13 protein-coding genes are annotated in these 12,265 nt (G+C 52.3%); 9 read left to right on the forward strand and 4 right to left on the reverse strand.

Going from position 1 to position 12,265, the window contains the following annotated elements:
• Positions 1-95: 95 nt before the first annotated feature.
• Positions 96-404 (reverse strand): DUF4372 domain-containing protein, encoded by a 309-nt coding sequence (locus tag ACTHO6_RS16540; protein ID WP_440242916.1) that lies wholly within the window; start codon positions 402-404, stop codon positions 96-98.
• 329 nt (positions 405-733) lie between these two features.
• On the opposite strand from ACTHO6_RS16540, the gene ACTHO6_RS16545 reads away from it, so the two are divergent.
• Entirely contained in the window at positions 734-2,029 is a 1,296-nt protein-coding gene (locus ACTHO6_RS16545) for a hypothetical protein (protein WP_440242862.1), read from the forward strand.
• 419 nt (positions 2,030-2,448) lie between these two features.
• Here ACTHO6_RS16545 and map read toward each other — a convergent pair whose 3' ends face one another.
• Entirely contained in the window at positions 2,449-3,195 is a 747-nt protein-coding gene (gene map, locus ACTHO6_RS16550; protein ID WP_440242863.1) for a type I methionyl aminopeptidase, read from the reverse strand.
• A gap of 134 nt (positions 3,196-3,329) precedes the next feature.
• On the opposite strand from map, the gene nadE reads away from it, so the two are divergent.
• Positions 3,330-4,082, forward strand: a complete 753-nt coding sequence (nadE, locus tag ACTHO6_RS16555; RefSeq protein WP_440242864.1) for an NAD(+) synthase — start codon at positions 3,330-3,332, stop codon at positions 4,080-4,082.
• Between the two features lie 179 nt (positions 4,083-4,261).
• Complete coding sequence (locus tag ACTHO6_RS16560; protein ID WP_440242865.1) at positions 4,262-4,483, forward strand: hypothetical protein; 222 nt, start codon at positions 4,262-4,264, stop codon at positions 4,481-4,483.
• 80 nt (positions 4,484-4,563) lie between these two features.
• Here the strand turns inward: ACTHO6_RS16560 and ACTHO6_RS16565 are convergent, their stop codons facing one another.
• Positions 4,564-5,052 carry a DUF2062 domain-containing protein gene (locus ACTHO6_RS16565; protein ID WP_440242866.1) on the reverse strand — a complete coding sequence of 163 codons (489 nt, stop codon included), beginning with the start codon at positions 5,050-5,052 and terminating at the stop codon, positions 4,564-4,566.
• Between the two features lie 186 nt (positions 5,053-5,238).
• Between ACTHO6_RS16565 and ACTHO6_RS16570 the strand changes: the two genes are divergently transcribed.
• From ACTHO6_RS16570 to ACTHO6_RS16595, 6 genes are all read left to right on the forward strand, one after another.
• Entirely contained in the window at positions 5,239-5,865 is a 627-nt protein-coding gene (locus tag ACTHO6_RS16570) for a DedA family protein (RefSeq protein WP_440242867.1), read from the forward strand.
• On the forward strand, positions 5,862-6,380 hold the full coding sequence (locus ACTHO6_RS16575) for a YkvA family protein (RefSeq protein WP_440242868.1): 519 nt from the start codon (positions 5,862-5,864) through the stop codon (positions 6,378-6,380). The genes ACTHO6_RS16570 and ACTHO6_RS16575 overlap by 4 nt, the downstream gene beginning before the upstream one ends.
• Positions 6,381-6,395: 15 nt before the next feature.
• Positions 6,396-7,346 (forward strand): 3'-5' exoribonuclease YhaM family protein, encoded by a 951-nt coding sequence (locus ACTHO6_RS16580; protein WP_440242869.1) that lies wholly within the window; start codon positions 6,396-6,398, stop codon positions 7,344-7,346.
• 174 nt (positions 7,347-7,520) lie between these two features.
• On the forward strand, positions 7,521-8,513 hold the full coding sequence (locus ACTHO6_RS16585) for a hypothetical protein (protein WP_440242870.1): 993 nt from the start codon (positions 7,521-7,523) through the stop codon (positions 8,511-8,513).
• A complete protein-coding gene (locus ACTHO6_RS16590; RefSeq protein WP_440242871.1) occupies positions 8,510-8,773 on the forward strand; it encodes a hypothetical protein in 264 nt (87 codons plus the stop codon). Before ACTHO6_RS16585 ends, ACTHO6_RS16590 begins: the two co-directional genes overlap by 4 nt.
• 89 nt (positions 8,774-8,862) lie before the next feature.
• On the forward strand, positions 8,863-10,926 hold the full coding sequence (locus tag ACTHO6_RS16595) for a YecA family protein (RefSeq protein WP_440242872.1): 2,064 nt from the start codon (positions 8,863-8,865) through the stop codon (positions 10,924-10,926).
• A gap of 77 nt (positions 10,927-11,003) precedes the next feature.
• On the opposite strand, the gene ACTHO6_RS16600 is transcribed toward ACTHO6_RS16595, so the two are convergent.
• Positions 11,004-12,221, reverse strand: a complete 1,218-nt coding sequence (locus ACTHO6_RS16600) for an MFS transporter (protein WP_440242873.1) — start codon at positions 12,219-12,221, stop codon at positions 11,004-11,006.
• Positions 12,222-12,265 lie beyond the last annotated feature (44 nt).

Raw genomic sequence — 12,265 nt, forward strand, 5'->3', positions numbered from 1 at the left:
GAGTTGAGTCTGGTCATGAGCACGTGCTGGCGTCCGTTGTACCGTTTCCGAATAGAAGTCTTCCGGAGAAGCAAACGCTACCCGAAAGTGAAGTTTTACTCGTGCCTTTGTCTCACGAAAGGTCGCCCATTGGTACGTATGGAAGCACAAGGGATCGTGGTCGCATCTACGGTGTGAAAATCACGTTCCATAGCTGGGCGAAGAGAGCATAGTCGGATCCGTTGAACCAAGTCCATGAAAACACGCTGCAACAGGTTGGAATGAAGCTGAAATTTCCTTCCTAAAGCGTCATTTGCAATCGCTCGTAATCCTTCTCGCTGCTGAAGTTGAGCATGCAGAAACAACAGGAGAAAGGCTGAGGTCGTCAGCTTTTTGACATACTTGTCTTGGTCAATAGAAGCAATTTACCAAATGACGAAAGTAAGGTATTTTTGTCCATGGTGGGATCCTTTCAGTGGATTTGGACAGAAACTACTTGACCATTCCATTGTAAAGGGTTTTTTTGTGCCCTCCATACCCAATGAAAAAACACTGAATATTATGTGTATTTCAAGTCCATTAATGCAACGCTAGTGAAAAACTCAATTCTTTAGTTGGAGGACTCACTAACATAAATTGACGTATATTGGATAAGTACCGTGTAATGTATGTTTAAATAAGGAACAAATAAGAAAATTATCCAGTCATTTATATTTGATTCTAAAACCATTAAAAAAGGGGGAGTAAACTGGTTATGAGACGGAGCAAGGTTTGGAAAATAACGGTATCTACAGTCCTGTTGTTGACGTTAGCAGTTGGGAACTTTGGTGTCGAAGCAAAGGAAGAAATAACTACATCAAAAATTAAAAAAGGATCTTTTAAGATTGGAGTAATTGGAAGTGAAGATGAAAGCGCAGTTGGAAAATCTGTTGACCGAGCTGTAAATAAGCTTAAAAAAAGCGGCATTAGTAGCGAAGAGGAATCTCTAACACTATTAGATCAAGACATCGAAGTAATTCCTGACGATATCGATGCACTTTGGGTATCAGAGAAAAATATGAAAAAATCAAAAGTTAAGAAATTATACAAGCAAGCAAAAAAGAGTAAAAAGCCTTTTTATGTATTTGGGGAAAAGCTTGATGCAGAAGAAATCAATAGTACTTTTGAGAGTGAATTAGATATCGCTCCTGAATATAACAAGAACTCTTCGTACTCTCTGGATATGTTTGGGTACAAATTTGAGGATAATCAAGTGAAATTGTCCTCGGTGATCTCTATCAATAGAAGAAATCAAGAGTACGAATTGAAAGACCTTGAGGACATTACCAAAAGATATGATATAAAAATTACCAAGGGCACTAAATCTAAAAAATCGAAATTCAGTTTCTTTAGCCCAAATATTGCATCCGCTGCAGGTATTGATGTTACTTTGCCGGATTCATTCAGTAATATCTATACTTGGGAAACTGAGATTAATCACTTTGTGGATATAAATTCTACCCAGCAGAGACTAGCAAAATCGTATCATGTTTGGGAAGTTTATAAAGATGATACCCCTGGTAATCCTGATACAAAAAGCTATGTTTACTTCCGCGCTGATCAGCCGCTAAACGAGTTCGAACAGTTTCATTCAGATGAATTGATTCAAAGACTTGATGCGGATAAAACAAGCGAAATTATAACGAAGGGCTGGCTTCCTGATGATTCAAGTTTCTCTGGAAGTGTAGATTTAGATCTTTCGTGGCCACCCGGAGCAAGTAATTCCTGGTACACAGACGGAGACATAGAAATTTTTGATTCAAGAGGATCTCTTAGTGGTGACTGGCACAAGTTTAGTGTAGAGGATAATGAATACTTTGATGATGTTCTATCCGATTCTGATGTTTGGGTTGCCTCAATGCAGTACACTATTAGTCAGAAAGCTACAGGACACAAAATTGGTCATGATTTTGAGACCACAATTGATGGTCATACTGGCAGAGCAGAGCCAAATGAAGTAGACGATTGGGATACTTCTGGTAACCTGTACTTTTACTGGGTTGTAAGATAACAGCAACAGGTAATTTGGACCGTTGCTGATGAAGGTAGAAAAAATAAGCGCATATTCTTTTGCGGAAGAGTTTGATGGTAACATTAGTACGATACGCAGAGGTGGAGGTAGCCCAAGTAGTAAAATTAGACAATAATGAGTATTTAATCATTTTCAATGCGATGGCTAATGAAAATAACGAGTAAAGGCACCCCTGCGGAGATTTTCCTTTTACACGCTCGGATTGTCTGGAAAACGGGCAGTCTTGCTCGGCATCGTTCGATGAAGGCTGGCTGCTTTCATCATGGATTGCTTTCATCATGGATATAGCAACGTTTCTCAAATACAAAAGGGGCTGTCTCGAAGTCGAAAATTCGACTGTTGAGACAGCCCCTTTCAAGCGCAAATCAAGCTGCGCAGTCGCCCATGTTTGCAGGCGTCTACTGCTGGGTCAAAATCACCGGCCCGTCGGCTGTAATCGCAATCGTATGCTCGTACTGGGCCGACAGCTTGCCGTCGCGCGTTCTCGCCGTCCACCCGTCCTCGTCGATCGTCGCATGGTAGGTGCCGACATTGAGCATCGGCTCGATGGTGATGACCATGCCTTCCTTGAGGCGCTGACCTCTGCCCGGGGGACCGAAGTGCGGAACGAACGGCTCCTCGTGCATTTCCTGCCCGATCCCGTGCCCCGTGAAGTCGCGGACAACCGAGTAGCCCTGCGCTTGGGCGTAGGTTTGGATGGCGTGGGAAATGTCCCCGATCCGATTGCCGACCACAGCCTGTTCAATGCCCAGGTACAGCGATTTTTCCGTGACCTCAAGCAGTCTTTTCGCCTCCGGGGAGATGGTGCCCACCGCGTACGACCAGGCGGAATCGGCCAGCCAGCCGTTTTTGCGCACGACCATGTCAATGGTGACGATATCTCCGTCGCGCAGCGGCTCCTTTTTCGGGAAGCCGTGGCAGATCACGTCGTTGACCGACGCGCAGGTGGCATATGGATAGCCGTGAAAGCCTTTTTGCTCAGGGGTGGCGCCATGACTGGCCAAAAATTCTTCTACGAATTGATCAATTTCCCAGGTTGTGATCCCGGGACGGATCATCGACGCGATTTCGCGATGGCAGGCGGCCAAAATTTTGCCTGCGGCGTGCATCAGTTCGATTTCTTCCGGTGTCTTGAGGATAATCATCGACTCTCTCCTTGTCCTCGCGTTAGTTCACATGCTCCATACAGTATATAGTGTAGACCTGTTTAGGGCGAATTGCCACAGGCAAAACCGCATGGTAGGATGAGGAAGAACGAAACAACCTGGGGGTAGGTAGCGTGGACAAGTTTCAGGAGCATCTGGCCAACTACCAGATGCATGTAAAAGACGATATCGAGAAACGGATTGCGTTTATTCGCGAGCAAATCGACGGGAACGGACTTGGCGGTGTGGTTGTGGGCATTTCCGGCGGTATCGACAGCGCTGTGACGGCTGCTCTGTGCGTACGCGCTCTGGGCCGCGAACGCGTGATTGGCGTGTGGATGCCCGCGTACTCCCAAAGCGTGCATGCCGAAGACTCGCAGCGCTTGGCGGAAGCGATCGGGCTTACCCTGCACACGGTCGATGTAGGTCCGGCCTACGATGCGCTCGTGCCTGCCATCGAAGGCGTGCTTGCGCTTGGCGACAAGACAAAAGGAAATACGAAGGCGCGTCTGCGTATGACGGTGCTGTACGCAATTGCCAACCAAAAAGGCTATCTGGTCGCGGATACGTGCAACCGCAGCGAAATTCACGTCGGCTATATGACAAAAGGTGGAGACGGCCTGGCCGACTTCAACCCGGTGGCCAGCCTGACGAAGCACGAAATCCGCATCCTCGCGGCCGAGTTGGGCGTGCCGGAGTCGATTATTGGCAAAGCGCCTTCTGCCGATCTGTGGGAAGGCCAGACGGATGAAGAGGAAATGGGCTTTACGTACGAAGACCTCGACCGTCTGCTGATTACAGGCGAGACCAGACCGGAAGCAAAAGAACGCATCGACTACCTGCACCGCATCTCCGAGCACAAGCGCACGCTGATGCCGGGGATTTAACGGGACAAAACGACCAGCCGTTGACCCGCTTGCCGCTCCACGGATATAGGCAAGAAAACGTGAGCATGATCCGGTGCCGATAGGGGAAGGAAGCGACTTCTGCGACAGGTTGATTATTGGGCGGTTTTGTACGATAATAGAAGTTACGCATAAATCTTTCGAGGAAAGAGGTGGAACAGATGTCGACGACTGAATTGATGCTGCGAACAAGTCTGGAAGGCCGCGTGAAACGTACGTTGCAAACGTATTTCCGCCGTCCCAACGACGTGTTGATAAAGGAAAGCCTCGGAGCGAACGGCCTGTCCCCAGAACAAGTGGAAGTGACAATGGATCTCTTGACAAAAGGGTATACGGTTGCGGAAATCCTGGAGCAACTGCGGGAAAAAGGCTACTTCGCCTAAGCGGATGCACAGGAAAAGGACCGGACTGACAAGGAGTTGTCGGTTCCGGCCTTTTTTATTTGTCCAAAGCGCCGTGACCGTCAGGGAGACGTGCGGCTTTGCGGCAGCGTACGCCGCGCTTTTTTCCTGCGGTATAACTGCAAGGCGGCGTACACCAAAAAGTAGCTGGCGGCAGCGACGAACAGGCCCATGATTGCGCTGCCCGTAAAGTAAGCCAGCCCCTTTTTCTGCACCCAGACGAGCCATTCTTGCCAGGCTTCCTGATGTTGGACGGCCGGATGCTGTAACGGTTTCCCGACCAAAGCGTACCCAATATTGTAGTTGATGACCATGAAAATCGGCAGGACGAGCTTACCGAGGAAAAAAGCGATCAAGGCGGCAGGCAAGCTGGCGCGGAACAGTTTGACCAACGGAAAAAGCAGCAAAAAGGCCAGGCCAAAGGTGGGGAGGGTGATGAACTCCACAAAAATCCCTACCGAAAAACCGCGGGCGACAAAAGCGGGGGCACCCTTCATGCGGAGCAGCTTGTAATATTCCAACTTCAGCTTTCGAAACAGGTTTGTCCACATCCGCATTCCCTCATTTATCCAGTGGTCATGGCTGGGTCAGATTGGTTGGGTCAAAAAGAGTATGTCCCGTTTTTCCCGAATTCATAGCTTTCTCCGCTTTCGCGCCGACGAAGCGGATCATTTGTACATGCCCGTATCTTTTGGCATAATGGAGAGGGCAGACCAGCAAGAAAAGTGGTGGACGACATGACAGAGGTTATGGGTACTTTTAGCGAATATATTGCGCAATACGGTTATGGAGCTCTGTTTGGCTTGTTTTTTCTGGGGATTTTGGGGATGCCTTTGCCCGAAGAAACGCTGCTGGTTTTTTCCGGGTTTTTGGTCTCGACCGGACAACTCGCCTACTGGCCTACTTTTCTCGTCTGCTTCCTGGGCTCCGTAACGGCGATGACAACGGCTTACTGGATCGGCCGGACACTGGGCTTTCCTTTTCTGGAGCGGTACGGAAGGCGGCTCGGAATGGGCTACACCGTCTATAAAAAAACGGAAGAATGGTTCAATCGCGTAGGAAAATGGGCGCTGCCGCTCGGCTACTTCATTCCTGGCGTGCGTCAGTTTACGGCTTACTTTGCCGGAATTACAAGGCTTCCTTTTCCGACGTTTCTCTTGTACACCTATGCGGGCGGACTGTTTTGGAGCCTGCTGTTTGTCACCTTGGGCTGGCAACTGGGTGAGCGCTGGGACGAACTGTTCAATCTCATCGGGCGCAACCTGGCGATCTTCTTTATCGCGGTGTTTGCAGTCATTGCGGCCTGGTCGTATTATCGCCACCAGGTCGGTTTGAAAAAACAAAAACGGAGGGGATTGCCATGAACGAAGAAAATCGGCAGGAAAACCAGCTTCCGGCTGTGCGTCAGCCGGAGCAGCTCGTTCCGCTTGAATTGCCGGAGGCCCATCAGCGCTTTTACGATAAACTGCGTGCCAAAATCGAAGCATTTATCAAGGAAAAAGGCGGAAACGACACAGTCGCCACCTATATTTTGCTCGCGCCCGACCTGTTCGTGCTGCTTGCCCGCCTGCTCCTCGACAAGCGGGTAGGCGTTCAGTCGAAGGCAATTGCCGGGGTCGCGGTCGCGTACTTCCTGACGCCGATCGACTTTATTCCGGAAGCGCTCGTAGGCGGCTTTGGTCTTTTGGACGATGTCGTTCTGGCTGTGTACGCCCTGCGGCGGATACTGGTGGATGTGGACGAAAACATCGTTCGCGAGCATTGGAACGGCAAAGAGGACTTGCTCGGCGTCATTACCAGGGTCGTGAAGTCGGCGGATGATCTCGTCGGCAAAAAAATCGTGAAAAAGCTAGAAGATACTTTGTTCCGAAAAAAATAACAGGATGGGACACAGATGACAAAATATTTGCTTGATTATCAAGAGGGAGAGCGAGTGATCGCCTTTTGCCTGGTGAAGAGCAAGGAAGCCGGGGTCGCAAGCAACCAAAGCGAGTATTTGAATCTGGAGTTGGGAGATCGCTCCGGGACGATCATGGCGAAGCTGTGGGACGTCAGCCCGGAAATGAAAGAGTGGATCGCGGTCAAATCGGTCGTAAAAATTGATGCTACTGTCCAGTTGTACCGGGGAAAAAAGCAACTGGTGATTCAGCGCATCCGGCCGGCGGCGGCATCGGACGAAGTCATGATGGAGTCGCTCATCCCCGTTTCGCCTGTTCCGGTGGACGAGCTGTGGGCGAAGCTGGAAGCGACGGTGGACAGCCTGAGGAGCAGCACGCTCCAGGCAATCATCCGGGAGGCGCTTTCCACGGAGGAGATCCGGGATCGGCTCAGGCATTACCCGGCAGGAGTAAGGATGCACCATAACTACTACCACGGACTTTTGGAACATATCGTCTCGTTGCTGACAGCAGCCCAGAGCTTGCTTCCGCTCTATCCGCAGGTCGACAGGGACGTGTTGTTCGCCACCTGCATCCTGCACGATATCGGAAAGCTGTACGAGCTGTCTGACCCGATTGCGCCGGATTACACCACGCCAGGCCAACTGATCGGTCACCTCGTCATGGGGGTCGAGATCGTGAGCGGCATATGCCGCAAGCTCGACATTCCGCTGGGGGATGCCGAAGTGCTTCATCTCAAGCATTGCATCCTGAGCCACCACGGGGAAGTGGAAAACGGCTGGGGCAGCGCCGTATCGGGCAAGACGCCGACTGCGGTCCTGTTCCATTACCTCGACCAGATTGACAGCAAAATGAATGCGCTGGGACAGACGCTTGCCGACATGAACGAGGACGAAGAGTGGGCGTACGCCGGGGCACTCCGCCGAAAAGTCTGGCGGGGCTATTAAGGTAGCTGCGGACAGGAAAGCCAACTGCGCGAATCACGCAGTTGGCTTTTGGGGCTTTCTTTTCAAAATAGACAAACACTTCGCGGCTGGTAGGATTTTTTTTCTTTTTGTAGAATACCTTCATGATTCCCATTTGACTTGGCAAAAATGCCGATCACGAGAAGGAGAAAGTGCATGAAACGGCCAACCTATACCCTACCAAGTATTGTCAAAAAGGTATTCCGGTCCGGCGAGCGCTCCCTCCCACGTACGGAGATTTGCTCCCGAATGGAAGCGAATGAGCTGACTGCTTTCGTGGATCTGGATAGTGAGACACTACTTGATAACGTGTTGAAGATGGAGCGGTCGCCCGTGCGGATTGCCAGCTCCGAGGCGATCGTCGAGATCACCTACCAGCCTCACCAGGTGTACGATTTGGCGTATCGCTTTTTGCGTGACACGCAAGCACCGAAAAAGCTGGAACAGATCGTCGCAGAGCTGCGCCGTCAGACGCAGTTTGGCTGGAACCAGATCCTTCGCATGTTGCAATTGGAACGCGACCCTCGCTTTGTGCAGTATCAGGGCGACGACAGATGGTTTCTGGCGGAGTGGACCCAGGCGAATGACCAGGTGTACGATTTTTGCCGGGACAATGGCATCACGCAGGTAGCTGCCCGCTCGCTTGTCCATTTTTTGGAGCAAGAAGTGGGAATCGCGGCAGATGCTGCTTTTTTGCCCATGCTGGATGACCGTTTCCGGATTGAGGGAGATACGCTGTATATCATTGTGCGCAGTGATGTGACGGAGGAGGAACTGGCTGTGGAAGAAATAGCAGCGGCCGCCTCTTCTGAATCGATAGCCATGATCGAGAGGGAAACAGAAGAAGTTGCCCCCGCATCGATGAATCCTTTGCACCAGGCAATCGAGCAGCATGCACCAATTTTTACCGAGGAGGAAACGACGATGACAAACGCTACGAACACGCGAGTGCTGGAGGAAGTACAACAATTGCTGCAACAGGCGGTCAGCCTTCTGGAAGGCCGCAACCAGGAGATGGCCCAGGAGGTTGTTGCCCATTTCCAACAAAGCAACATGCAAGCTATAGAAGTGCTGATGAAAGAGAAACATAAGCATGAGCAGATCGTACTTGGCATCCAACAAGTACTGGCGACCAGTGAGCAACAATGAGTAAACTTGAGGCAACGATCCGGTTGGAACAGCGATTTGATTTGCTGCGCGACGTGATCGCGAGTTATCGGATTCGCCTTCAAGACATGGAGCAGGAAGTGGTGGAGCTTTTTGCCGCCAACCAGCTCTCTGCTATTTCTGCATGCATGAGCGAGAAGCAGCGCATCGTCCGGTTGATGAACCGTCTGGAGTTGTTTATCAGCCAGTGGGAAGGCAACAGCGATGTGGGAATCGCTCATGAACCAAAACGAGAAACTTGAACACATGATGGATAATGCGGTAGAATAGGGGGATTGTGCAGGATTCCCCGCGCATGCCGCGTGGGATGGAAAGGAGATCCAAACCCTCTATGTCAGTAGGAAGAAACGAACTGTGCCCTTGCGGGAGCGGAAAAAAATACAAGAAGTGCTGCGGGGTAGTCACTCCGATTACCGAGCTGCGCAGCCGTCACGAACAAAAGTTGCAAAAAGAATATGCAGGCTGGGTGGAGCGTCTGAATCATTTCGTGGGAGGCCATGTGACCAGCGAGACGATTCAGGAAGTGCGCAGTCGATTTGCGGCAGAGGTCGGCTTGAGCGAACAAGAGGTCACCCGTCCGGAGTGGGCCGCGCATTTCTTCAACTGGTGTGTCCTGGATGTGAGAACAGGCGGAAGCACACTGCTTGAGAACTACATCAAGCAGCACGGGCGGCGGATGGAGCCTGATCTTCGCCGGGCTTTTGCTGAACTGCATCTGAATGTGTACGAAATCATGGAGGTTGATCGGGATGTCATGACCGTTCAACAGCCGATCACGCGGGAGCAGTATTACGTCCTGCGGTCCAACAACGTGAGCGTTATGCCGGGCCAAATCATTGTCGGGCGTCTCTTGAACCTGGGGCTGCGCAACATGCTGTTTTCCGGCAGCATCATTTTGCAGCCGCACGTCAAGGACGGCTTGCTGGAATGGCTGAAGGAGCATCCGGAAGTCGGGGAAGCGGCAGCCGACACGGGCAAACGCGTGTACACAACCGCGCTGTACCGTTTTATCGTCCAATTTGGCGAAACGGACAAGGAGCAAGCAGGGGCGAGTTCCTTGCTCCGTCGCACGTATCCGGTGCCCAATCGCGAGCAGCTGCTCAAAGCGATTGAGGCAAACCCCGCCTTCGAACTGAAAAAGTCTGACGACACCAAAGAAATGTGGGTGTATGCGACACGCAAGGAAGAGCACTTGTTCCCGGCTTTGAAGGATGCACTGCTGGAACTGTATGAAGTGCGGGCAGAGGTGCTGCTTGAGGAAGATAAGCTGTATCTGGAAGGGTACGCACCGGACCTGGAGGAAGTCGCGCAGCTGCTCTTGCTGCTTGCCTGCGAGCAGGAGGAAGAGATTCGCGTCCTGACTTCGACCGGCTCGAAGCTGTCGAAAGGCACCTTGTTTATCACCAGCCAGCCTACTCTGCCACCAAAGGTTTTGCAGTGGGCCGTGCAGACGTATTTTGCGGAAAAGTGGCTGGTGACGCCACATGAAGCGCTGGAAGAGCTGGCCCCTGTTCTGGTTGCGGCCACAGACAGCAAGGAGCTGCACGCCAAGCTGGAGAGCGTGCTGGAACAGCTGGAGCAAGACCACAAAGCAGGCCAGGGCCTTGCGCGCTACATCCGCATGGATATGCTTCGTCCGCGCCTGTCGCTTGCAAACGACAGCCTGCATGTGAACAACCTGCTCACCCGTCCCCTGATCGAAGGCTTGCCGGAGAGCGTGTATACCGTGCATCCGGACAGGCTTGCAGACATCAATCGCTTCGTTCAGGAGATGACGGAGGGCAAGTCGGAAGCAACAGTCAAAAAGTACGATGAGGTCATGAACAACTTCCGCTCTTTTGTCAGAGGCGCGTTCGGTCCCGGTTTTACGTGGGAACAGCTGCGCAAGGAAGACCTGGCGTACTTCCTCGTGCATGATATTTATACACGCGCAGATGCCGTGACGAAAACGCTGGCGGCGAATCTGTTGTCGGTCATGGCGGCCTTCTTCAAGTGGCTGGACAAGCAAGGGGTGACAACCCTTTATGCGAGCATGCAGGCTTTGGTTGCCGAGTTGAAGGAAAGCTTGCCGGAAGCTTATCGCCTGCGCGGTCTGCTGGAAAAAGAAGCGAACCAGAACCTGTACGGCCATGCGACTGTACCGAAGGATGTCGCAGAAGAAGCGCTGGTCGTACTGTCCGTTGACGCGGACGGTTTGGTAGCCAAGCGCCCAGACGGAGAGAAAATCACGCTGTCCGTAGCGGCAGATGGAAAAGACGTGCTGAAACCTGACTGGATCATCTCCGGTCTGATCGGCAAAGGCGAGGACGGCCTCTGGCGCCTGTACGGCACGCCGGAACTGTACCCGCCGGCGATTGCCCAGTTGCTGGGAGTACAGACTGGCGTATTGGTCTAATCGAGAACGGAATCGGTACACATGAAAAACCCGAGGAATAGGCTCCTCGGGTTTTTCGATTTGTTGTCAGGGGAGCTTTAGCGTGCCCATTCCTGCAAGGTCTTGTCTGTAGGCAACAAAAGTCCGACCAAGCCGATCAACGGCAGCGCAGAGCAGAGCGCGATGACGAAGCCAAGGCTGAACATGTCGGCCAAATAGCCGAACGCAAGCGCTCCCATGCCCCCCATCCCGAATGCCAGACCGATAATCAGGCCGGACACGGTCCCGATTTTTCCCGGCAGAAGCTCCTGGGCGTAGACAACGGTGACCGAAAAGCTGGAAAGCATGATGAAGCCGCTTACGACCAGGAGCGGGAAGGCCCAGAACCCGGAGACGTAAGGCGTCAACAGGGTAAAAGGCAGCGATCCGAGCGTCGAGAGAATCAGCAGATTGCGTTTTCCGAACCGATCCGAGAGAGGACCGCCGAAGAAGGTTCCGACGGCTCCGGCGAACAGGAAGCCGAAAATGACGAGCTGGGCGCTGGAGTAGTTCATGTGCTTGACGTACATCAAGTAAAACTGGTAAAAGCTTTGATAGCCTGCGTTCATCCAGGAGCGGACGCTCACGATCAAAATCAATAGCCACAGGGCGATCAGCCGCTGTCTGCGATTCGTGTACGCGACGCTTGCGGCAATCGTCTTCTTCAGTCGTTGCTGGCCGCGATACCAGAGCGCTACGTAGAGCAAGACGCAGCTGGCCAATACGGCGGGCAGCAAAAACCAGGCGGCGCCGGGCTGGCCGAGATTGGCGAACACGAGAATGGTCATCAGCGGCGCCAGCGCTTGCCCGGCGTTTCCCCCTACCTGGAAAATCGACTGCCCCAAGCCGCGCCGGGGACCGGATGCCTGGTGGGCGAAGCGGGAGGCCTCCGGATGGAAGACAGCGGAGCCGATCCCCACGCAGGCAACGGCAACGAGGACGAGGGCGTAGTTGCCCGCAAAGGCGAGCGCGAGCATCCCCAGCCCCGAGACAAGCAAGGCGAGCGGGGGCAGAAACGGCTGCGATTTGCGATCGGAAAAAAAGCCGACTACTGGCTGCAGGACGGAGGATGTCAGGTTCATGACCAGAAGGATGATTCCTACCTGTGTGAAGGTCAAAGCAAGATTTTTTTCCACGATGGGAAGCAAGGCGGGAATGACCGCTTGCAGGCTGTCATTCAGCAAATGAACGAGGCTGATGGCAAACAGCATGCGGTAGACGGTAGGTGCCGCCTGTCCTCCCCCGGAGGCCGGAAGCGTCGTAGATGTGGCACTCATCTCATTCATCTCCTAGTCGAAGTCTATAAAACAGCGAAATGCCT

Source organism: Brevibacillus sp. SAFN-007a (genome assembly GCF_051967035.1).
Lineage (GTDB): Bacteria > Bacillota > Bacilli > Brevibacillales > Brevibacillaceae > Brevibacillus.